Annotated in this window: 22 protein-coding genes; 8 read left to right on the forward strand and 14 right to left on the reverse strand. The window is 71.6% G+C overall.

Annotated features, from left to right (window positions below; genetic code table 11):
* Positions 1-63 precede the first annotated feature (63 nt).
* The gene (locus M3666_RS10985) at positions 64-591 is read right to left on the reverse strand and encodes a hypothetical protein (protein WP_251155213.1); all 528 of its coding nucleotides are present in this window, start codon (positions 589-591) and stop codon (positions 64-66) included.
* Between the two features lie 112 nt (positions 592-703).
* Between M3666_RS10985 and M3666_RS10990 the strand changes: the two genes are divergently transcribed.
* The 5 genes from M3666_RS10990 to guaA are packed head-to-tail and all read left to right on the forward strand — an operon-like array spanning position 704 to position 5,628.
* Positions 704-1,234: a cation:proton antiporter regulatory subunit gene (locus tag M3666_RS10990; RefSeq protein WP_058728934.1), complete on the forward strand. Its 531-nt coding sequence runs from the start codon at positions 704-706 to the stop codon at positions 1,232-1,234.
* Between the two features lie 3 nt (positions 1,235-1,237).
* Positions 1,238-2,779, forward strand: a complete 1,542-nt coding sequence (locus tag M3666_RS10995; RefSeq protein ID WP_251155214.1) for a cation:proton antiporter — start codon at positions 1,238-1,240, stop codon at positions 2,777-2,779.
* A 5-nt stretch (positions 2,780-2,784) separates the two neighbouring features.
* Positions 2,785-3,594 carry an SURF1 family cytochrome oxidase biogenesis protein gene (locus M3666_RS11000; protein WP_251155215.1) on the forward strand — a complete coding sequence of 270 codons (810 nt, stop codon included), beginning with the start codon at positions 2,785-2,787 and terminating at the stop codon, positions 3,592-3,594.
* A 10-nt stretch (positions 3,595-3,604) separates the two neighbouring features.
* Positions 3,605-4,051 (forward strand): DUF3817 domain-containing protein, encoded by a 447-nt coding sequence (locus M3666_RS11005; protein ID WP_066656914.1) that lies wholly within the window; start codon positions 3,605-3,607, stop codon positions 4,049-4,051.
* Positions 4,048-5,628, forward strand: coding sequence for a glutamine-hydrolyzing GMP synthase (gene guaA / locus M3666_RS11010; RefSeq protein WP_251155216.1), 1,581 nt, complete (start codon positions 4,048-4,050; stop codon positions 5,626-5,628). The genes M3666_RS11005 and guaA overlap by 4 nt, the downstream gene beginning before the upstream one ends.
* Positions 5,629-5,902: 274 nt before the next feature.
* Here guaA and M3666_RS11015 read toward each other — a convergent pair whose 3' ends face one another.
* Both M3666_RS11015 and M3666_RS11020 read right to left on the reverse strand, forming a co-directional pair.
* On the reverse strand, positions 5,903-6,772 hold the full coding sequence (locus M3666_RS11015) for a Bax inhibitor-1/YccA family protein (protein WP_251155217.1): 870 nt from the start codon (positions 6,770-6,772) through the stop codon (positions 5,903-5,905).
* 113 nt (positions 6,773-6,885) lie between these two features.
* Positions 6,886-7,872, reverse strand: a complete 987-nt coding sequence (locus M3666_RS11020; protein WP_251155218.1) for a DUF817 domain-containing protein — start codon at positions 7,870-7,872, stop codon at positions 6,886-6,888.
* A 113-nt stretch (positions 7,873-7,985) separates the two neighbouring features.
* Here M3666_RS11020 and M3666_RS11025 point away from each other — a divergent pair, with 113 nt between their 5' ends.
* Positions 7,986-8,999 (forward strand): glycerophosphodiester phosphodiesterase family protein, encoded by a 1,014-nt coding sequence (locus M3666_RS11025; protein WP_251155219.1) that lies wholly within the window; start codon positions 7,986-7,988, stop codon positions 8,997-8,999.
* On the opposite strand, the gene M3666_RS11030 is transcribed toward M3666_RS11025, so the two are convergent.
* Positions 8,973-9,506, reverse strand: a complete 534-nt coding sequence (locus tag M3666_RS11030; RefSeq protein ID WP_209685320.1) for a hypothetical protein — start codon at positions 9,504-9,506, stop codon at positions 8,973-8,975. The two genes, M3666_RS11025 and M3666_RS11030, sit on opposite strands and share 27 nt — an antisense overlap.
* A gap of 119 nt (positions 9,507-9,625) precedes the next feature.
* Between M3666_RS11030 and M3666_RS11035 the strand changes: the two genes are divergently transcribed.
* The gene (locus tag M3666_RS11035) at positions 9,626-12,091 is read left to right on the forward strand and encodes an ATP-dependent helicase (protein WP_066656896.1); all 2,466 of its coding nucleotides are present in this window, start codon (positions 9,626-9,628) and stop codon (positions 12,089-12,091) included.
* 58 nt (positions 12,092-12,149) lie between these two features.
* Here M3666_RS11035 and M3666_RS11040 read toward each other — a convergent pair whose 3' ends face one another.
* From M3666_RS11040 to M3666_RS17095, 10 genes are all read right to left on the reverse strand, one after another.
* On the reverse strand, positions 12,150-12,422 hold the full coding sequence (locus tag M3666_RS11040) for a hypothetical protein (protein WP_066656894.1): 273 nt from the start codon (positions 12,420-12,422) through the stop codon (positions 12,150-12,152).
* Between the two features lie 163 nt (positions 12,423-12,585).
* Positions 12,586-13,077 (reverse strand): GNAT family N-acetyltransferase, encoded by a 492-nt coding sequence (locus M3666_RS11045; RefSeq protein ID WP_066656892.1) that lies wholly within the window; start codon positions 13,075-13,077, stop codon positions 12,586-12,588.
* A 256-nt stretch (positions 13,078-13,333) separates the two neighbouring features.
* Positions 13,334-13,969, reverse strand: a complete 636-nt coding sequence (locus M3666_RS11050) for a pyridoxal 5'-phosphate synthase (RefSeq protein WP_066656890.1) — start codon at positions 13,967-13,969, stop codon at positions 13,334-13,336.
* 18 nt (positions 13,970-13,987) lie between these two features.
* Positions 13,988-14,641 carry an NUDIX hydrolase gene (locus M3666_RS11055; protein WP_066656885.1) on the reverse strand — a complete coding sequence of 218 codons (654 nt, stop codon included), beginning with the start codon at positions 14,639-14,641 and terminating at the stop codon, positions 13,988-13,990.
* Positions 14,638-16,191, reverse strand: coding sequence for a nicotinate phosphoribosyltransferase (locus M3666_RS11060; RefSeq protein ID WP_066656882.1), 1,554 nt, complete (start codon positions 16,189-16,191; stop codon positions 14,638-14,640). Before M3666_RS11060 ends, M3666_RS11055 begins: the two co-directional genes overlap by 4 nt.
* Positions 16,188-17,018 (reverse strand): hypothetical protein, encoded by an 831-nt coding sequence (locus tag M3666_RS11065; protein WP_066656877.1) that lies wholly within the window; start codon positions 17,016-17,018, stop codon positions 16,188-16,190. Before M3666_RS11065 ends, M3666_RS11060 begins: the two co-directional genes overlap by 4 nt.
* 49 nt (positions 17,019-17,067) lie before the next feature.
* The gene (locus M3666_RS11070; protein ID WP_251155220.1) at positions 17,068-17,949 is read right to left on the reverse strand and encodes an oxygenase MpaB family protein; all 882 of its coding nucleotides are present in this window, start codon (positions 17,947-17,949) and stop codon (positions 17,068-17,070) included.
* On the reverse strand, positions 17,946-18,308 hold the full coding sequence (locus M3666_RS11075; RefSeq protein WP_251155221.1) for a hypothetical protein: 363 nt from the start codon (positions 18,306-18,308) through the stop codon (positions 17,946-17,948). The genes M3666_RS11070 and M3666_RS11075 overlap by 4 nt, the downstream gene beginning before the upstream one ends.
* Before the next feature lie 50 nt (positions 18,309-18,358).
* Positions 18,359-18,652 carry a hypothetical protein gene (locus M3666_RS11080; protein WP_066656863.1) on the reverse strand — a complete coding sequence of 98 codons (294 nt, stop codon included), beginning with the start codon at positions 18,650-18,652 and terminating at the stop codon, positions 18,359-18,361.
* Between the two features lie 270 nt (positions 18,653-18,922).
* The gene (locus tag M3666_RS17095) at positions 18,923-20,554 is read right to left on the reverse strand and encodes a RecQ family ATP-dependent DNA helicase (RefSeq protein ID WP_251155222.1); all 1,632 of its coding nucleotides are present in this window, start codon (positions 20,552-20,554) and stop codon (positions 18,923-18,925) included.
* 296 nt (positions 20,555-20,850) lie between these two features.
* On the opposite strand from M3666_RS17095, the gene sucC reads away from it, so the two are divergent.
* A complete protein-coding gene (gene sucC / locus M3666_RS11090; protein WP_066656857.1) occupies positions 20,851-22,020 on the forward strand; it encodes an ADP-forming succinate--CoA ligase subunit beta in 1,170 nt (389 codons plus the stop codon).
* Positions 22,021-22,023: the final 3 nt, after the last annotated feature.

The raw sequence follows: 22,023 nt of genomic DNA on the forward strand, positions 1-22,023 counted from the left end.
CGCCTCCCGTCCGTCACGTCCCGCCTCTTCCGCGGGATGCAACCTCGGCGGTTCCGCGCAGCGCTACTCCGCTGCGAGCTGTCGCCGACGCTGCGTGTTGCGGGTGCGGGTGCGGGTCCGGACGGCGGTGCCGACGAGGACGACCGGGATCGCGATGAGCGCCGCCGTGCTCGTCAGGTACAGCACGCCGGACCAGATCGTGTGCGCGGCGCCGTCGGTCGGCCACGAGTCGGCGACGTCCATGCCGAGCCAGAAGCCCGACTGGAACGTCGCGAGTGCGCCCGCAGCGAGGATGCCGAGGTGCAGCACCGCGATCGTCGTCGTCGGTAGCCGCGACGCGAGTCCGACGACCGCTGCGGTGAGCGCCAGTCCCACGCCGATGCCTGCGACGACGAGCACGCCGACGACGTCCTGCGCCACGTCGTTGCCCACGTCCACCCGCGCGTAGATCTGCTCGAGCGAGCGCCCCGGCACCGCGCCGAGCGGGTCGAGCACGAGCGCGTTCACGGCCAGCAGTGCCGCGTAGGCCGCGACGACCACCACCCCGACGACGGCGACGACGATGCGGGCACGGCCCCCGGTGTTCCCCATGCGGCGAGGCTGGCGACGGGTCGGACCGGCACGCGTCCACCGACCGGATGACCCGTGGAATGGGCCGCCGCACCCGGTGGTTATCATCGGGGTACTCACCAAGGGAGCCATCATGGTCGACGTCCATCGCGTCAAACTCCCCGGAGTCGGCGTGCTGCACAGCTTCTACACCGACGACGGTGGCAAGTGCGGTGTCATCACGCACCGGTCGGGGCACTCCGACCTCATCTCGTTCGCCGACGTCTCCGACGGCGCGGACAAGTCGGAGAAGGTCTCGCTCCGCCTGAGCGAGGACGAGGCGCACACCCTCGCCGAACTGCTCGGCGGTACCCGGATCACCGAGGGCCTCGACAAGCTCGACGAGATCCCCGGCCTGTCGATCGACTGGTTCAGCGTCGACTACGAGGACGCCATCGCCGGCAAGCCCCTCGGCGACCTGCACGACTCGGGCTTCATCGGCCTGACCGTCGTCGCCGTGGTCCGCGGCGACAGCGCCAACCCCGCTCCCTCGCCGGACTTCGTCGTGTTCCCCGGTGACACCATCGTCGTCGCCGGCGCTCCCGAGAAGGTCGCCAAGGCGTTCTCCTTCTACCGCAGCGGACAGCTGGCGGCGGCTGCCGCCGAGGCGCCGCCCGGGAGCTGACCCGTGCACCTCGGCGGCGAACTGCTCACCATCGGTGTGCTCTTCGTCATCGCCTACGTGCTCGGGCGCCTGGGCAAGACGATCGGTCTGCCCGCCATCCCGATCTACATGGTGGTCGGGCTCATCGCGAGCCCGCACACCCCGTGGATCGGCCTCAACGTCGAGTCGCACACGATCGAGCTCATCGCGACCTTCGGGCTCATCCTCCTGCTCTTCAACCTCGGGCTGGAGTTCGACCAGGAGGAGTTCTACGGCAACGCCGGGAAGCTCCTGGTCTCCGGCGGCACGTACGTCGCCATCAACATGGGCGTCGGGTTCGCCTTCGGGTTCTCGCTCGGCTGGGGCACGCGAGAGGCCCTGATCATCGCGGGCATGACGGCCACGTCGTCGAGTGCGATCGTCACGAAGCTGCTCATCGAGCTGCGGCGCCTGGCGAACGACGAGACCCCGATGATCCTGGGCGTCACCGTCATCGAGGACGTCTTCATCGCCATCTACCTGGCGATCGTCTCCGTGGTGCTCTCCGGCGACACGAACCTCTGGGCCGTGGTCGGCAAGCTCGCGCTCGCGTTCGGCTTCCTCATCGTCATGTTCACGCTCGCCCGGTTCGCCGGCAAGTGGGTGTCGAAGATCTTCGCCACCCGCGACGACGAGCTGTTCACGGTGTTGTTCTTCGGGCTCGCGGTGATGTTCGGCGGCATCGGTGACCTGCTCGGCGTGACCGACGCCATCGGTGCGTTCGTGATCGGCCTGCTCTGCGGTGCGACCCGGTACCGGGACCGCATCGAGCAGCTGGCGCTCCCGATGCGCGACGTGTTCGCGGCGTTCTTCTTCGTGAACTTCGGCCTCGGACTCGACCTGTCGACCTTCGGCGAGGTGCTCTGGCCCGTCCTCGGCGCGATCGGCATGACCATCGTGCTGAACGCCGTCGCCGGACAGCTCGTCGCCCGCATGAACGGCTTCAACGTCCAGCAGGGGATCAACACCGCGGTGATCCTGGTCAACCGCGGCGAGTTCGCGCTGATCCTCGCGACGCTGTCGGCTGCCGCCGGCCTGGAGGCGCGGATCACCGCCTTCGCGGGCCTCTACGTCCTCGTGATGGCCGTCCTGGGTCCGCTGCTCGCCGTCAACTCGGACCGGATCGGCCGCCTCGTGGTGCGTCCCGCCCGGGTGGCGCGGCTGCGCCAGCGCCTGCGCGACCGGCTTGGCCGCGGTACAGGCCGTTCGGGTCCGGACGGCGCGACGGGTGCTGCCGGCGCTGCCGGTGCTGCCGGTGTCGGGATCCCGGCCGGACCGGCCCTCGACGAGGCGATCGACACCGCCGCCGAGGCCGGCGTCGCCGACCAGGACGCGGCGGCCGCCGCGCGTCGTGCCGAGCGGGACCGCCAGTTCGCCGAGGAGTTCGCCCTCGTGGAGGCTGCGGGCAGGGAAGAGCGCGAGAATGGGTCACCGGAGCCGACGACGAGCGAACCCGTGACGTCGCCGGTGGACGTCCCTGCCGAGCGCCCGAGGCGCCCGGTCCGCCAGCGCGATCCGGAGTACTGATACAGATGTGGGCCGTAGCCCGACGACCGAGGTGGATCGCACTGCTCCTGCTGGCGCTCGTGCTCGCCGGGACCTTCGCGGGCCTCGGCAAGTGGCAGCTCGAGCGGAGCATCGCGAACGGCAAGCCCCTGCCGGCGACGACCGAGACCCGCAAGGCCCTCGACGACGTCACCGAGCCCGGCCGTGCGGCGTCGGAGTCCATCGCCGGGCAGCGCATCTCCGTCACGGGCACGTTCGTCGCGGGTGACACGACGATCCTGACCGGGCGGTCCGGCGGCGGCACCTACCAGGCGATCGGACACCTCGTCGACACGGAGACCGGTGCGAGCCTGCCGGTCGTCATCGGCTGGTCCGACCAGCGGCGACAGGCCGAGGCGGGGGGCGAGCGCCTCACCGACGGCCAGGAGCTCACGGTGCAGGGGCGCTACTACCCAGCAGAGTCCCCGGACCAGGACGCCTACAGCAAGGGTGAGTACTCGGCCGTGGCCCCGGCCCGGTTCGTGAACACCTGGAAGGCCTTCGATGACCGGATGTACATCGGGTACGTCGTCGCCGACGGCACCACCGCGAAGGCCGCCGACCTCGGCACCATCGCCGACCGTGCTCCGACGCGCGAGGTCCGCTTCGACTGGCTCAACCTCTTCTACGCGATCGAGTGGGTCGTGTTCGCCGGGTTCGCCGTGTTCCTCTGGTACCGGTTCGTGAAGGACGCCTGGGAGCGCGAGCAGGAGGACGCCCGCGAGGCCGCGGCCGCGGACACCGACGCCGCCGGGAGCCCGGGGGAGCCCGCCGAGCCCGCCCGGTCGCACCGGTAGGATCGACCCCATGGCCCTGACCGTCCGCACGCGTGACATCCCGAAGATCCCGGGCGCGGTGAAGTGGTACCGCGTCTCCGCGTACATCACCGGCGTGCTGCTGCTCGCGCTCGTGATCGAGGTCGTCATCAAGTACACGCCGCTGCAGCTCGAGATGCAGCTCGGCAACGGCCCGTTCTTCGTGCCGAACGGCACCGCGGGCGAAGCACCCGGCACGTTCAACCTGTCTATCGCGATCCTCATCGCGCACGGCTGGCTCTACGTGCTGTACCTGTTCACGGACTTCCGCCTGTGGAGCATCATGCGCTGGAGGCCGTCGCGCTTCCTGCTCATCGCCCTCGGCGGCATCATCCCGTTCATGTCCTTCGTGGTGGAGCACCGCATGCAGCAGAAGGCCATGGACACCTACCACGAGCTGACCGCTGCCCAGCAGCGTGAGAAGGAGGCCGCTCGGTGAGCGAGACCGAACAGCGCCCTGTCCTGGTCGTCGACTTCGGCGCGCAGTACGCCCAGCTGATCGCACGGCGCGTGCGCGAGGCGAACGTCTACAGCGAGATCGTCCCGCACTCGATCACGGCGGACGAGGTCCGCGAGAAGGACCCGGCGGCCATCGTGCTCTCCGGTGGTCCGTCGTCCGTGTACGAGGACGGTGCGCCGTCCCTCGACGGCGAGATCCTCGACCTCGGCGTGCCCGTGCTCGGCATCTGCTACGGCTTCCAGGCCATGGCGAAGTCGCTCGGCGGCGAGGTCGCGCACACCGGCCTCCGCGAGTACGGCGCCACCGACGTGACCGTGTCGGGCACCGACAGCGTGCTGCTCGGCGACCAGCCCGAGTCCCAGGTCACGTGGATGTCGCACGGCGACTCCGTGGCGAAGGCCCCGGAGGGCTTCGCGGTCCTCGCGTCGAGCGCCTCGACCCCGGTCGCCGCGTTCGCCTCCGACGAGCGCAAGCTCTACGGCGTGCAGTGGCACCCCGAGGTCAAGCACTCCGCGTACGGCCAGGCCGTGCTCGAGAACTTCCTGCACCGCGCCGCAGGCCTCCCCGGCGACTGGAACTCCGCGAACGTCATCGAGGAGCAGGTCGAGCGGATCCGCTCGCAGGTGGGCTCGGCACGCGTCATCGCCGGGCTCTCGGGCGGTGTCGACTCCGCCGTCGCCGCAGCCCTGGTCCACAGGGCCGTCGGCGACCAGCTCACCTGCGTCTTCGTGGACCACGGGCTCCTGCGCGCTGACGAGCGCAAGCAGGTGGAGGAGGACTACGTCGCCTCGACCGGTGTCCGCCTGGTCACGGTCGATGCCGAGCAGCAGTTCCTCGACGCCCTCGCCGGCGTCAGCGACCCCGAGCAGAAGCGCAAGATCATCGGGCGCGAGTTCATCCGCACGTTCGAGGCGGCGGCCGAGGCCCTCGTGCTCGAGGCGCGCGGCGACGACGACGCCGGCGAGGTCAAGTTCCTCGTCCAGGGCACGCTCTACCCCGACGTGGTCGAGTCCGGCGGCGGATCCGGCACCGCGAACATCAAGTCGCACCACAACGTCGGGGGCCTGCCCGAGGACATGACGTTCGAGCTCGTCGAGCCGCTGCGTACCCTGTTCAAGGACGAGGTGCGAGCCGTCGGTCGCGAGCTCGGGCTGCCCGAGGTCATCGTCGGCCGCCAGCCGTTCCCCGGCCCCGGGCTCGGCATCCGCATCGTCGGCGAGGTCACGAAGGACCGCCTCGAGCTGCTCCGGGCCGCGGACAAGATCGCGCGCGAGGAGCTCACCGCGGCTGGCCTCGACGAGGAGATCTGGCAGTGCCCGGTCGTCCTGCTCGCCGACGTCCGCTCCGTGGGCGTCCAGGGTGACGGTCGTACCTACGGCCACCCGATCGTGCTCCGTCCGGTCTCGTCGGAGGACGCCATGACCGCCGACTGGACGCGCCTGCCGTACGACACCCTGGCGAAGATCTCGAACCGCATCACGAACGAGGTTCCCGACGTGAACCGCGTCGTGCTCGACGTCACGTCGAAGCCGCCGGGGACGATCGAGTGGGAGTGACCACTCCCTGACGCCCCGAGGGCCCGGTACGCACTGCGTGCCGGGCCCTCGCCGCGTCTCCGTGCCGCTCTCAGCCCGTCCGGGTCGCCCGGTTGGTCCGCCCCGGTCGCACGACGTGCCGCCAGCGGACGTGCCGGTCGCACGACATGCCGCTCGTGCGAGAGGTGAGCGGCATGTCGTGCGACGAGAACATGTCGGGGCGGGCGCCGCCCTCCCGACACACGACGAAGGGCCCCGGCGTGTGCCGGGGCCCCTCGTGTCGATCAGGTGCGAGCTACTCGCGGTTGCTCGCCAGGATCGCGAGGATGCGCAGGATCTCGATGTACAGCCACACCAGGGTGACGATGAGGCCGAACGCCGCGGTCCAGGCGTAGATGCGGGGAGCGCCGCGCTGGACGCCGGTCTTGATCTGGTCGAAGTCGAGCACCAGCGAGTACGCCGCCATGAGCACCACGAAGATGCCGATGATGACGCCCAGCGGGATGCCGAAGATCTCGAAGCTCCGGAGACCGAACGCGGAGTTCGTCACGCCGGTCCACATGAGCACGAGGTTCACGAGCGAGAAGACCAGGTAGCCGACCATCGCGACGAGGAAGAACCGGGTCGCCTTCGGCGTCGCGCGCACCTTGCCGGACGTGAAGAGCAGCAGCGTCACCGCGAAGACACCGAGGGTGCCGAACACGGCCTGCGTGACGATGCCGTCGAACTGGCTGTTGAACATCGCCGAGATGCCGCCGACGAACAGGCCCTCGAAGAACGCGTAGGCCAGGACGAGCCCCGCCGACGGCTTCTTCTTGAACGTGTTGACGAGCGCGAGCACGAACCCGACGATCGCGCCGACGATCCAGACGATCGGCGGCAGGTTCCAGCCGGCGACGGCGCCGACGAGGAGCACGCCGAACGCGAGCAGCGTCTTGACGATGGTGTCCTCGTACGACATGCGGTCGGTGTCGACCGGGCTCGCCGTCGGGCGGTCGTACATGTACTGCAGCTGCTCGGGCGTCATGCTGCCCTGCTGCGGGTACTGTCCCTGCTGTGGGGTGCGTCCCCAGCCCGCCTGCTGCTGACCAGCGCCGGCGCCCCAGGCGCCACGGCCCTGGTCGTTGAAGGCGGGGGACTGGTCGAAACCGGGCTTGAAGGCCATGGTGTCCTCTTCCTCGGAGATTTACGTCCTCTCAGCCTAGGGGCGCCCCGTCGCGGAAGGCTGAGGATTCGCGGCGAGCGGAAGCGGGACCCGGTGGTCCCGACACCGGGAGCCTACGGTCGCGGTCTGCGTGGCTGCCCCGAGCTCGTCGTGAGCTGGCCGACCGCCGGACGGGCGCCTGCGGGGCGGTGTCGGGACGTGCCTCCCGGTCGGTCGGTGCCCGCACGTCGTCGGTCGGTGACCGCCGGAGCCGACCGGACCTGCGGGTACAGCCACGAGACCAGCGCGACCGAGACGACCATGAGCAGCAGCCAGGCGACGACCTTCGTCGGTGCGACCGGCTGCCACGCTCCTGCCTGCGCCGGGTAGGACCAGGCGCCGGCCCAGGTCGCGACGTTCTCCGCCAGCCAGATGAACAGCGCGACGAGGGCCATCGCGAGCAGGACCGGCATCCGCAGCGTCGCGCGGTGCACGCGGACGTGCATCGTGGTGCGTGCGAACAGGGCCACGACCAGGGCGAGCAGCACGTACCGCGCGTCCCACACGAAGTGGTGCCCGAAGAAGTTCGCGTAGATGCCCGCCGCGACGAGCACGAGCGACCACTGCCGCGGGTACCGGTCGAAGCGCAGGTCGAACAGCCGCACGACCCGGACCATGTACGACCCGACCGCGCCGTACATGAACCCGGAGAAGAGCGGCACGCCCGCCACCACGAGCCAGCCGTCGCCCGCGTACTCCCACGAGCCGACGTGGGTCTTGAAGACCTCCATCACCGTGCCGACCACGTGGAAGACCAGCACCACCCGGAGCTCCCGGACCGTCTCCAGGCCGAACACGAGCATCGCGACCTGGATCGCCGCCGCGGACATCGTGAGGACGTCGTTCCGGGCGCCCGGAGGCACGGTCAGGTGCACGACGACCATCGTCGCGAGGAGCAGCGCCCCGAACGTGCACGCCCACGCCTGCTTCGCGCCGAACACCAGGAACTCGGTGAGGGCGAGACGGCCCGGGCGGTGCGGCTGGTGCCCGGCGTCGAGCAGGCGGCGGGCCGCGCGGTCGATGCGGGCCTCGACGGCGGTGGAGAGGTGTCGGACGGTCACGGAGCGACCCTCCGCGGGCGGCCTGGGAACGAGGGGCGACGGCTGAACGGATGTGTCCACAGGCACACCGTGAGGACACCTGCGGGCAGGGTCGAGCGGCTACGGTTCGGCGCATGACCCGTGTGATCGCCCACCGTGGTGCCTCCGGCCACCGACCGGAGCACTCCCGGAGTGCCTACGAACTGGCCGTCGGCCTCGGTGCCGACGCGATCGAGCCGGACCTCGTGCCGACGAAGGACGGCGTGCTCGTGCTGCGGCACGAGAACGAGGTGTCCGGCACGACGGACGTCGCCGACCACCCCGAGTTCGCACACCTGCGGACGACGAAGACCGTCGACGGCCAGAGCGTGACGGGCTGGTTCACCGAGGACTTCACGTGGGACGAGCTGCGGACGCTCCGGGTCCGGGAGCGCCTTCCCCGGCTGCGTCCGGCCTCGGCCGCGCACGACGGCGAGGACGGCGTCCTGCGGCTCGAGGACCTGCTCGCGATCCTCGACGCGGCGCCCCGACCGGTCGGGCTCGTCGCCGAGGTCAAGCACGCGCACTTCTTCGAGCAGGCCGGCTTCCCGATGGCGCAGCTGCTCGACGACACGCTCGGGGACGCCGGGTGGCGCGGCGACGACCGGCTGACGATCGAGTCGTTCGAGAAGACGGTGCTCCGTCAGCTCGGCGCACGGGGGACGGGTGGTCGGCTCGTGTACCTCCAGGAGGCCCGTGGCAGTGCCGCGGACGAGGTCGCCGCCCACGGATCGGCGGCTCCCTCGTGGGCGACGGAGCGCACGGACGCCGCGCTGGCCGGGTTCGCCGCGGAGTTCCACGGCGTCAGCGTCGACCTGAAGACCCTGATGGCGGGGGTCGACAGCGTCGCCGTCGACGACCCGCGCCCGGTCCGGAGCGTCATCGTCGAGCGCGCGCACGCTGCGGGGCTCGCCGTCTACACGTGGACGCTCCGGCCGGAGAACCGGTTCCTGCCGGCGCCACTGCGGCGCGGGGGCGACGTGGCAGCGCGCGGCGACTGGGAGCGGTGGTTCACCTCGGTCGTGCGGACCGGGGTGGACGGGGTGTTCGCGGACCACCCGGACCTGGCGGTGCGGGCGCGGTCACTCGTCGACAGCGCCACCGACTGATCCGTCAGCTCCCCGCGTCCGCACGCCGCGGAGTCGTCGTCGCCGCACCGCCGCGGTCGCGCGGGCGGTCCGCCAGGTGGCGATCGCAGCAGCGGCCGCAGCCGAGACCGAGATGAGCAGGCGGAAGGCCGGGAGGGGTGCCCACGCGTGGGACCAGTACGTCTCGAGCACCCAGACACAGAGCGCCGCCAGGCCGCCGGCGAGCAGTGCGTGCGCGACGACGTGCACGCCGCGGCGGGCGGAGATCCGGGCGAGCGCCCACCCGAGTGCGTACGTGCAGGGGAGCGCCACGGCCCCGCCCCCGATCGTCACGAGCCCCGCGACGACGGCGAGGAGGACGATCGTGAGGGCGAGAGCGGGCGGGCCCTCGGGGCTCCCGATGCCGCCGTCGGCGAGGAAGGACCAGCCGGCCCCGACCGTGATCGTCACCGGCGTCGTGACGAACGACATCCAGACCCAGCTCCGCTCGACGAGCTCAACGGCGTCACCTGCGGTCCACGTCCTCATGCCCGACAGCCTGTCCGCCGTCGGACCCGATCCCGGTCCTGGTGCGTCGCAGTGTGTCCCGCGGCCCACGGACCGCAGCCGCTGCGCCTGTCGGAGGGCGCGCCTAGACTGACCCGGTCATGACGATCGTGCTCGACCCCTTCGACCAGTCCCCCGAGCCGGGCGCGGGCAACCGCCCCGGCGGGTACGACGACCCCTTCACGGCGGGTCTCAACCCCCAGCAGAAGGAAGCCGTCGAGTACCGCGGCGAGTCCCTGCTCATCGTGGCCGGTGCCGGATCGGGCAAGACGAGCGTGCTCACCCGCCGCATCGCCCTGCTGCTGGCGAACCGCGAGGCCTGGCCGTCGCAGATCCTCGCCATCACGTTCACGAACAAGGCCGCCGCCGAGATGCGCGAGCGCGTGCAGGCCCTGGTCGGGCAGGCCGCCGAGGGCATGTGGATCTCGACGTTCCACTCGGCGTGCGTGCGGATCCTCCGGCGCGAGGCCGAGCGCTTCGGGTTCCCGCAGTCGTTCACGATCTACGACTCCGCGGACTCCCGTGCACTCCTCAAGCGGATCATCAAGGAGCTCGAGGCGGACTCCCTCGGGCTGACCGTCGGCGCCGCGGCGTCGAAGATCTCGAAGCTCAAGAACGAGCTGCAGGACGTCGACACCTACGCCCGGAACATCAACGTGAACGACCCGCAGGAGGTCATGTTCACGGAGGTGTTCCGGCGCTACACGAACGAGCTCCGTCGGGCGAACGCCTTCGACTTCGACGACCTGATCGGGCAGACCGTCTTCCTGTTCCGCGCGTTCCCCGAGGTCGCCGCGCTCTACCAGCGCCGCTTCCGGTTCGTCCTGGTCGACGAGTACCAGGACACCAACCACGCGCAGTACGCCCTGATCCGCGAGCTCACCCGCCCGGTGCCCGTCGAGCAGGTCGACAAGCTCGAGGACACCGGACAGCACGTCGCCCGGATGCGCGAGGCCGACGGGTCGATCGCCCCGGCATCGCTCACCGTCGTCGGTGACTCGGACCAGTCGATCTACGCCTTCCGCGGCGCGGACATCCGGAACATCGTCGAGTTCGAGCGGGACTTCCCGAACTCGAAGGTGATCCTGCTCGAGCAGAACTACCGGTCGACGCAGACGATCCTCGACGCTGCGAACGCCGTCATCGCGAACAACTTCGACCGCCAGGCGAAGAACCTGTTCACCGACGTCGGGGCCGGCGACAAGATCGTCGGCTTCACCGGGTACACCGGCCACGACGAGGCGCAGTTCGTCGCCGACGAGATCCAGCGCCTGCACGACGAGGGCACGTCGTACCGGGACATGGCGGTGTTCTACCGGACCAACTCGCAGACGCGTGCGCTCGAGGAGATCTTCATCCGCTCGGCGATCCCGTACCGGGTGCTCGGCGGCACGAAGTTCTACGAGCGTGCCGAGATCAAGGACGCCATGGCGTACCTGATCACCGTCGCCAACCCGGCTGATCCGCTGTCGCTCCGGCGCATCCTCAACGTGCCCAAGCGCGGCATCGGTGCCGTGACGGAGACGGCACTGCAGCGCTACGCCGACGAGCACGAGACCTCGATGCGTGACGCCCTGCGGCACGCCGACGAGCTCGGGTTCGGTCCGAAGGTGCGGACCGCGATCACGTCGTTCGCAGCGCTGCTCGACGACGTCGCTTCGCGCGCCGCCACCCAGCCGGTGGTCGACACGCTCACGCAGCTGCTCGACGGCTCCGGGCTGCTCGAGAACCTGCGGAAGTCGCCCGACGCGCAGGACGCGGCGCGTGCGGACAACATCGACGAGCTCGTGGCGGTGACGCGGGAGTTCCAGAAGAACAACCCCGAGGGCACCCTGTCCGACTTCCTGACCGAGGTCTCCCTGGTCGCAGCGGCCGACGAGCTCGACGACTCGTCCGGCACCGTGTCGCTCATGACGCTGCACACGGCGAAGGGCCTGGAGTACGACGCGGTGTTCCTCACCGGCGTCGAGGAAGACCTGCTGCCGCACCGGATGTCCGCGAACGAGCCGGGCGGCCCCGCCGAGGAACGCCGGCTCTTCTACGTCGGCATCACCCGAGCGAAGAAGTCGCTCTTCCTGTCGCTGGCGATGACCCGCGCGCAGTTCGGCGACGTCAACGTGGCGATGCCGTCCCGCTTCCTGCAGGAGATCCCCGAGGGACTGATCGAGTGGAAGCAGTCGCCCGGCATGGCGAACAGCCGTGGGGGGACCGAACCGCGCGCGCTGAACGCCCGTCGCGGTGGCGGTCCGGGTGGCTTCGGCGGTGCCGGCGGGGGCGGCGGTGGCTACCGCGGCGGTGGCGGCTTCGGCGGCGGTTCCTACGACCGTGCGGCCGCGGCGGCGAAGACCCGTCCGAAGACCGAGTGGGCGAACCGGGTGTCCGGGCAGGTCCGGGACAACGGTGACATGGAACTCGTCGCCGGAGACCGCATCAAGCACGTCGACTTCGGCGAGGGCACGGTGTCCGCGGTGACCGGGCAGGGCGCGAAGCGCATCGCCGAGATCGCCTTCGATGCCGCGGGTCGCAAGAAGTTGCTCATCAAGATCGCGCCGATCGAGAAGCTCTGACGGCAGCGGGCGCGGTGGTGCCGGTCGACCCCGGCGGGTCGACCGGCACCCGGTCAGCTCAGCGATCCACGGGGGACCACTTCCCGTCCATCTCCGAGCGCTCCTCGTCGGTCATGGGTCGGACGTCCTCCGTGCCGTCGGCGTTGCGCGAGACCGCGATGCCGCCCGCTCCGGGCTCCTGTGCGGCGGCAGCCGGGGCGCTCGTCGTGCTCGCAGCGGGGTCGGTCGGTGTCGCGGGCGCGGCGTTCGCGACGGACGTCCCGCAGACGAGGGCTGCGCCCAGCGCGCAGGTGGCGACGGCGGTGGCGAGCAGGTGCTTCGAGGTGGTCATGGTTCCTCCTGGGATCGGGGAGCGGCGGCTGGTCCGGCGCTCCTGAGTCCAGGGAACAGCATGTGATGTGCCAGATCCCACACTCGCAGGTGATCTCTGGACGATGACCACTCGGCGCTCAGCCCGCGTGCTGATCGAGCCGCGCCACGGTCGAGGGCGGTGCTCAGCGCACCATCCGGACCGCATCGAGCCCGTGCGGGCCGATCGGTTCGTGCTTGACGGTGCCGTCCCGCTCGAAGCCGTTCCGCCGGTAGAAGGCTTCGGCACGCGGGTTGCCGTCGGCGACCCAGAGGAATGCGGGCACCGTGCCGATCACAGCGTCGAGCAACGCCTGTCCGACGCCCGCTCCGTGCTGCGCAGCGAGGACGTAGATGCCCTCGAGCTCGCGGTCCCGTGGGGCCTCGCCGCGACCGGGCCCCGCGGACGCCCAGCCGACGATCGCGTCGCCGACGGTGGCGACGAGCACGTCGACACCGGGCTCGGCGATGATCCCGCGCCATCGTGCCGCGCGGGCATCGACGTCGAGGGCCGCGAGGAACTCCGCCGGCAGGAGGTGGGCGTAGGCCTCGCGCCACGCCTGCACGTGCACGGCGGCGATCGCGTCGGCGTCTCGCACGTCGGCCGGTCGGACGGTGAGCGCGTGCGTGGTCCCCATCCGACGACGGTACCGCTGGCCCTGCCGTCGGCGTCGAACCACGTTCCCGACGTCGAACCAGCACCGGCGGCTGGTTCGATGTCGGAGTCCTGGTTCGACGTGCCGCTGCACAACGCGGAGCACGTCGCGCCGTGGGGTTCCGTGGCGCGACGTGCTCCCGGTTGTGCTGGGCGCCGCCGGCCCCGCGGCCCCGCTCGCAGCGGCGACCGCACCGGCGTCGCGCCCGCAGCGTCCCAGCCGCGCCGACCGCGCAGCGCTACGGCTGCAGCCGCGCCACGTCCCAGCCGTCGCCGGCGCGGACGTACTGCAGCCGCCGGTGCATCCGGTCGCGGCTGCCCTGCCAGAACTCCACCACGTCGGGCTCGAGCCGCCACGCCACCCAGCCCTCGGGGCGCGGCACGTCGTCGTCGCTCTCGTCGAGCAGCACGTTCGCGTCGTCGATCAGGTCCTGCAGCGTGCGCGGTTCGAGCACGTCCGACTGGTCGGCGATCGCGGTGGCGGCGCGTGACTTCGGCGAGCGGTCGGCGAACAGCGCGTCGGACTCCTCGTCGGACAGCTGCACGGCCCGGCCCTCGAAGCGCAGCTGCTGCATGCTCTCGCGCCAGTACACCTGCAGCGCCGCGTGCGGGTTGTCCGCGAGCTGCCGTCCCTTCGGGCTCAGGGTCGAGGTGCCGAACACCAGCCCGCGGTCGTCGAGCCGCTTCACGTCGACGGTGCGGGCGGACACCCGCCCGTCGGTGCCGGCGGTCGCGAGGGTCATCGACATCGGCTCGGACACCTCGCGCTCCGCGGCGCCGTCGAGCCAGGCTCGGGCGACGTCGAACGGGGACGCGGGAGGCGCGTCGAACTCGGGCAGGTGCAGGGAGTCGTCACCGGAGAGCGAACTGGACATGCCCCCACCCAACCGTGCTCAGTCGGTCCACGTCCAGGTCGCCGGGGGACGACCGCCCCGGCCGGTGGGCGTCGGGGAGGCATCGGTCCGGACGAGCGCGGGGTTCGTCCGGAGTGCACGGTTGAGGTTGCCGGCATCCGGGGCGGTCCCGTGGAGCGCCGCGTGGAGTACTGCCGCCGCACTCGTCGGGAAGACGTCACCGAGCAGGGCGCGTGTCATCGGGACGTCCCGCCAGAGCCGGGTGCGCACCTGGTCGAGGGCGGCCCGCACGATCGTGTCGTGGTCGAACGGGAGGCCCAGGTCGCCCCCGTCGGTCGACCTCCACACCACGGGCCCGCCGTCCACCGCCGGTGCCACGACCGCCGCGAACGCGATGCTGATCGCGGTCTCCCGCGGGTCGCGGGACGGGCCGTCGAACGCACCGACCTGTGCGAGGTGCCGCACCGCCCCGGTGCCGATGGCGGCCTTGGTGCGCAGGGCGCGCCGTGCACCGTCGGCGAGGCGTTCCGCAGCGTCCAGGAGCACGCCGGGCAGTGCCTCCCGACCGGCGTACGGGTCGTACGCCCGACGCGCGGTGGCGACCCGCAGACCCTCCGTCACCGTGAACGACACCGGGACGACGTCGATCGCGATGAGCGGCTGGTCGCGGGTCGCCGTGTGGGCGTCGGTCACACCGACGCCCGGCGGGCCGCGCGGGCGGCGCGTTCGGTGCGGAGCGTCTCGCGCACGTCGGCGAACGACTGGTGCACCCGGAAGCGGCCGTCGACCCAGACGGGCTGGAGCAGGCTGGTCGCCTCGTCCTCGGCGGTGGCCTCGTCGGTCTGGCGGATCTCGCCGGTGTCGTCGCGGTGCAGGGCGATGCGGCCCTTCGCGCTCTTCTTGCCGCTGCCGGTCTTCGGGTCCTTCTGGATGTCGACCGGCTGCCCGTCGACGAGGGCCCACGTGGCCTTCACGGCGCTGCCGAGGTTGTCGCGCGTCATGTACTGGTACGTGTACGACCCGATGCCGAGCACGACGTTGTCGCTCGCGTAGCCCTTCGCGGCGAGGCGCTCGTAGATGCGACGGGCACGGTCGAGCGTGATGCTGTCGCCGTAGATGACGCCGATGTGCTGGTCGAGCACCTTGAAGCCCCGCTCGTTGACGGTGTGCCCGAACAGCTCGTCGAGGAGCTCGACGACGCCCTTCTCCTCGTGGCTGCGCGACGGGTCGGTCAGCGCTGCCTGGTCGACGCCGTGCACGGTGCCGGTGACGATGTCCACCGGGTCACCGGAGTCCGGGCGGATGACGAGCTTGCCGTCGCGGGCCGTGATGCGGTCCTCGAGCTGCGGGAGCGTCTCGGTGATGACCTTGAACAGGTCGAAGCCGTCGCTCACCGCCGAGACGATGCCGGTCGGGTACACGTCGAGGATCTGCGCGAACGTCTCGAGCTCGCCGTCGGCGCCGCGGACGCACATCACGCTGTGCTCGGTGGCGGGGACGCTGGCCGCAACCCAGCCGTTGTCGCCCGGGTAGTAGCGGTCGATGAAGTCGAGCGACGGCATCGAGTCGGTTCCGAGGAACGACAGCAGGTGTCCGGCACCGCCCGCGGCGGCGGACTCGATGCTCGTCTGCCCGCGGAACGAGAAGTCGTGGGCGGCGAAGTCGATGCTCGCCGGGTCGGCGCCGGTGCGCTCGGCCCACTCCTCCATGAGGTCCCGGTACTCGAGCGCCTTCGTCGCGACGGTCGAGGGGTGCCAGATCGACGCCGACAGAGCGGTCTCGATGTAGTTCGGCAGCCAGAAGAAGTCGTCGAGGGTGTTCTCGACCGTCAGCGTCGCGACGCCGATCGGGGCGAGGGTGCCCTCGGGGAGCGCCCGGATCTCGAGCGGGAGGTACCCGAGGCGGTGCAGGGCGCGGACGTGGTCGACACCGATGTGGTTCGGGCCGAAGTAGCCCTGCAGTGCCTGCTCGAACAACCGCGCGACCTCGTCCTCGTCGGCGGCGAAGAACGGCGCCCACGCCTCGACCAGGTACCGCTGCACGAACGCCTGCAGCCCGAAGACCACCGCGTGGGTCGACTCGGGCATGTGCGCGTTCGAGCGGTTCGTCCAGTTGATCAGGATCCGGGTCGTGCCCTCGGGGTAGACCTGCCGGTGCGAGTGCTTGTACCCGTCGACCGCCAGCAGCGGGGCGATCGGGCTCGCGGTGGTGGTGCGGGGCTCGAGGCCCGTCGTGGTCGTCATCGGATCTCCTTCGTGAGGTACGGGCTGAGCGGGACGGTGCGGAGGCCCGGGACGTCCTGCTGTGCGGGGTAGCTGTCGGTGGTGACGATCTCGCCGAAGTGCTCGGCGAGCTGCGGGGCCCGTCCGGAGAAGACGCCGTGCGAGACCCAGAGGCCCAGGCGCTCCGCCGGCAGGCCGGTCGAGCCGGCGAGGCCCGCGAAGGTGCCGCCGCCGTCGCAGATGTCGTCGACGACGAGCAGCCGACCGGTCTCGGGGAGCGGCTCGCACGAGAACCCGTCGAGCTTGCCGGTGTCCGGGTTGCGGTGCTTCTCGGCGCGGAACAGGGGGAGACCGGCTGCCTCGGCGACGAGCGCCGCCCGGGCGACCGCGCCCTTGTCCGGGGCGATGATGCCGCTGTAGTCGGACCCGGCGAGGACGGCGTCGTGCACGACGCGCTCGCTCGGCACCACGGTGAGGCGCTCGACCAGCCCGACGATCACGGGCGAGTGGGGGTCGAAGGCGATCACCTGGTCGATGGCGAAGCCGTTCAGGACGTCCGCGTAGACCTTCGCGCCGAAGGGGAGTCCGCGGTCCTGCCGCGCTCCGGGCAGGTACGGGACGAGCGCCACCGAGCGTGCCCCGCGCTGTCGGACCGCGTCCGCCCACATGCCGAGCATCACCAGGTCGTCGCCGCCGGTGCCGCGCAGGGTCGCGATCTCGGTGGTCGCCCCCGCGTCGGCGTCGTCCCGGACCTTGACGTGTGCCTCGCCCGCGGGGAACCGCATCGTGGAGAACGTCGGTGTCGTCGGTGTGCCCTGGGCGTCCCAGGTGCTGAGTTCGACTGCCATGCTCCGACCGTACCACCGTTTTTGTCGACATGACAAGAACTTGTCGGGATCAGTGGGCGTACCGCGCGGCGATCCGGTGCATGGCCCGCAGCAGCAGCGGCCCCGGGAGTCGGAGCGCCCACCCCGGCACGAGGCTCCGCACGCACCGGACGAGCGCGACGGTCCGCCGGAAGCGCCGCTGCTCGCGCGGCCCCCACGCGAAGCCGTACGCGGTCCGCAGGGCGTCCGGCAGCATGCCGACGGTGACGATGCGGACGAGCGGCATCGCGGTGCGGACCCACAGCGGTGCGAAGCGGGGGTGCAGGAGGTCGCGCACGATCCCGCGCGCGTCGTCGGTGACGTGCAGGGAGGGCAGGGTCGCACCCCAGTACACGTCGAAGGAGGCCACCGAGGCGAACCAACCGTCGGCGGGCACGCGCAGGGACGTCGCGATCGGGGCGTAGGCCGCCAGGACACGCTCGGCGTCGTCGGGCGACAGGGGGTCGCCGAACAGCTCGTGTGCCCGTCGTGCGGAGTCGAACAGGGTCGCCGCCACCCACCGCTGCCGGTCGACGTCGTCGGCGCCCTCGACCGGTCGGTGCGCCCGGTCGACGAACGCGGTCGCCACGGCAGCGTCGGTCTCGGTCCCGATCACGACGGCGTAGACGAACATCAGGGTGTGGGCCAGCCGCTGCTGCGGTCGGCGGGCGAAGTCGGAGTGCCGTCGGACCCCGGCTGCGACGACCGGGTCCGCGATCTGCAGCAGGATGGCGCGGCCACCGGCCGCGACGGGTGTGCTGTCCGCCAGCCACCGACGCAGGTCGCGGCCGGCGACGTGTCCGTGTGCCGGACGGGAGGCCCGTGGTCCGCCCGTCGCACCGCGTCCGTCCGCCGACCGGTCGCCGTGGCCGGCGGGGCGGGGGCGGGACGAGCCTCCCGGCCGTCGCGTCACGGGCGTGTCCCGGATCGCCGTGCCCGCCGCAGCGCTGCGGTGTAGAGGAACAGGGCTGCGGCCAGGGCCACTGCGCCGCCGATCAGTGCGCCGACCAGCCACGCGACGCTCACGAGCGTGCCGCCCGCAGCCGCCAGCAGTGTCACGACCAGCCAGATGGCCGGCAGGGGCCACCGGTGCGCCGTCGCGCCGGTGACCAGGGCGAGCACGACACCCGCGACGAGCAGCGAGAGCCAGGCGACCCCGCCGCTCCGGGCACCCGAGTGCGCCGACGCGGCGATGAGCAGCAGGGACGCCAGCGAGAGGAGCCGGGCCAGCGCGGGCGTCGCACGGACACGGTCGCGGACGCCACGGAGCACGGCCCGATCGTACTGGGCCGTGCTCCGTGGGGGTCGTACGGGTGTGGTGCTCAGAGCGGCTTCGTGCCGAGGTCGCCGCCGAGGTCCGGACGCTCGGTGTCGTCGTCGTGCTCCCACAGGTCGGGCGAGCCCTCGCGCGGGGCGCCACCGGTGGGGCCGTCGTCGGTTCCGTCGCCCGGCTGGGGCTCGACGGTCTCGCCGGCGACGGCGTCGTTCGTGACGGTCTCGAGGGACTCCTCGGACTCGTCGACCTCGTACGGACCCACGTGCTCGCGGTCCAGGTCGTCGGTGCGGCGCTCCTGGGCGTCGAAGTCGTCGACGGGGCTGATGCCGGGGTCGCTCATGGTGCAGTCCTTCCGTGGGAGGGTCGGGCTCCGGAGCGGGTCGCCGGGGCCGTCGGGCCTTCCTGTGTACGCCGTCCGCCTGACCGGTCGTCCGGTCTGTGGTCGTCCGGTCTGCGCACCCCTCGTCCGGTTTCGCGTCCCGTTCACCTCGGCGTCACCTGCGGTCCACGATCGCGGGTCACACTCGCCGTGCTCGGGGGAGTGGAGCGCGGTCGCCGACGGGTGGTCGAGCGACCGCGCCTTCCCCACCCCGGCTCCGACGCCGGCGCGTCAGACGCGTTCGAGCAGGTGCCGTTCCTCGACGTCGGCCAGCCCGAGGGTCTTGTAGCCGACGGACTCGAAGAACACCGTCAACCGGTCGTCCTCCGTGCTCATCACCGTCCCTCGACCCCACTGCGCGTGCTCGACGGGCGACTCCGGGGGCCAGGCGTCGTCGTTCGCACCGTCGGCACCGTGGGCGTCCGCGTCCTGGGCGGTCCCGGCCGTGCACGTGTCGCAGTTGCCGCACGGCTCGGCGAGCTCGTCACCGAAGTACCCGAGCAGGAACTGCCGGCGGCAGCCCGAGGTCTCGGCGAACCGGCGCATCATCGCGATGCGCGACTCCTCGATCTCCTCGCGCTCCTTCGCCTGCGCCTTCGCCAGCCCCGCTGCCGCCTCGGCGTCGCGGGGGCCGTCCGGTCGACGGGTGAGACCGTCCTCACCGTCGTCGAGCGCGCCCGCGTCGACGAGGGCGTTGGCGGCGCGGCCCGCGGTGCGAGCGGCGAGCCCGGAGCGTTCGGCGAGCTCGGAACGGGCCACCGAGCCCTCGGCGGGGACGGCGTCGAACACGGCACGGAGGGTGGCCGGGCGCGGCGACCCGGACGCGAAGAAGCGTCGGAGGCCGAGGTCCTCGGCGCGGTAGTGCATCGTGGCGAGGCCGACGTCGCCGTCGCGGCCGGCACGGCCCACCTCCTGGTAGTAGGCGTCGACCGACTCGGGGACGTCGGCGTGCACGACGAAGCGCACGTCCGGCTTGTCGATCCCCATGCCGAACGCGCTGGTGGCGACGACGACGTCGAGCTCGCCGTCGAGGAACTCGTGGTGGACCCGCTCGCGGTCCCGCACGCGGAGGCCCGCGTGGTACGCCTTCGCCCGGCGACCGCTCTCCACGAGTTCGTCCGCGTACACCAGGGTCTCGGCGCGGGTGGCGACGTAGACGATGCCGACCCCCTCGAGTCCGACGACCTGCTCCACGACCGCCTCGCGCTTCGACTCGTCGTCGGCGTGCCGGGCGACCTCGAAGCGCAGGTTCGGCCGGTCGAAGCCGGTGGCGACGACCAGCGGGTCCCGCATGCCGAGCCGCTCGACGATCTCGGCGCGGACGGGCGTCGACCCGGTCGCGGTCATCGCGAGCACCGGCGGGCGCCCGAGGCGCTCCACGACCTCGCCGAGCACCAGGTAGTCCGGGCGGAAGTCGTGCCCCCAGCTCGACACGCAGTGCGCCTCGTCGACGGTGACGAGCGCGACGCCGGCGTCCCGCAGCCGCTCGACGACCTCGTCCTTCGCCAGTTGCTCGGGGGCCAGGAACACGTACCGGGCCTCGCCGGACGCCACGGCGTCCCACGCGTCCTCGAGCTGCCGGCTGCCCCTGGTGGCGTTGATCGTGACGGCTCGGGGCGCGTCCGGGTGGTCCTCGATGCCGACGACCTGGTCCTCCTGCAGGGCCACGAGGGGCGAGACGACGACGACCGGGCCGTCCAGGGCGAGCGCGGCGACCTGGTAGATCGCGGACTTCCCCGAGCCGGTGGGCATGAGCGCCAGGGCGTCGCGACCGTCGAGGACGGCGTCGACGACCTGTTCCTGCTCGGGGTGGAGGTCCCAGCCGAAGACGTCGGCGGCGCGGGTACGGAGTTCCTTCTGCACCCGTCGACCGTGCCCCGTGCCGCCTGGCCGGCCACCCGGTGACTGCGTCCCCCGGCCACCCGGGGCCGCGAGGGACGAGACGGGGGTGGAGCGTGCCTCCCGGCCGGCGTTCCGCGGTGCCGACGCATCCCGCGGCCGAGCGGGCGCGACCGGTGTCCGGACGGACGTGCTCTCCGTCCATGTGGCGGCGCTAGGGTGGTCGCGGCCGTTGTCTCGACATCGAGCGACCCTCGACGTTGAGTGCGCGACCCGATGACCGATGCCGATCGCACGAACCGTGCGGGAAGAAGAACAGCGTGGATCTTTTCGAGTACCAGGCCAGGGACCTCTTCGAGTCCTACGGCGTCCCTGTGCTGCAGGGCATCACCGCCGACACCCCGGAAGAGGCGAGGGCGGCCGCCGAGCGGATCGGCGGCGTGGTCGTCGTCAAGGCGCAGGTGAAGGTCGGCGGTCGCGGCAAGGCCGGCGGCGTCAAGGTCGCGAAGACCCCGGACGAGGCGTACGAGCACGCGGAGGCGATCCTCGGCCTCGACATCAAAGGCCACACCGTGCAGCGCGTGATGGTCGCCCAGGGTGCCGACATCGCCGAGGAGTTCTACTTCTCGGTGCTGCTCGACCGGGCGAACCGCTCGTACCTGTCGCTCGTCAGCGTCGAGGGCGGCATGGAGATCGAGCAGCTCGCGGTCGAGAAGCCCGAGGCGCTCGCGCGCGTCGAGGTGAACCCGCTCACGGGCATCAACAAGGAGGCCGCGCTCGACATCGCGCGCCAGGCGAACTTCCCGTCCGAGCTCCAGGACCAGGTCGCGGACGTCTTCGTGAAGCTCTACGACGTGTTCGCCGGCGAGGACGCCACCCTCGTCGAGGTGAACCCGCTGGTCCGCACCGGCGACGGGCAGATCCTCGCCCTCGACGGCAAGGTGTCGCTCGACGACAACGCCGACTTCCGCCACGAGGGCCACGCGCAGCTCGAGGACACCGCGAGCGAGGACCCGCTCGAGGCCAAGGCGAAGCAGCACGGCCTGAACTACGTGAAGCTCGACGGCGAGGTCGGCGTCATCGGCAACGGCGCAGGGCTCGTCATGTCGACGCTCGACGTCGTCGCGTACGCCGGTGAGCGCCACGGCGGCGTGAAGCCCGCGAACTTCCTCGACATCGGCGGTGGCGCCTCGGCCGAGGTCATGGCGAACGGCCTCGACGTCATCCTCGGCGACCCGCAGGTGAAGAGCGTGTTCGTGAACGTCTTCGGCGGCATCACCGCCTGCGACGCCGTCGCGAACGGCATCGTCGCCGCACTCGGCATCCTCGGCGACTCGGCGACCAAGCCGCTCGTCGTGCGCCTGGACGGCAACAACGTGGACGAGGGTCGCCGGATCCTGGCGGAGGCGGCGCACCCGCTCGTCACCGTCGCCGAGACCATGGACGACGCGGCCGAGCAGGCCGCCGAGCTCGCCGCGGCCGCGGCGTAAGGA

Origin of the sequence: Curtobacterium sp. ODYSSEY 48 V2 (genome assembly GCF_023712625.1) — a bacterium.
In the GTDB taxonomy this organism is placed as follows: domain Bacteria; phylum Actinomycetota; class Actinomycetes; order Actinomycetales; family Microbacteriaceae; genus Curtobacterium.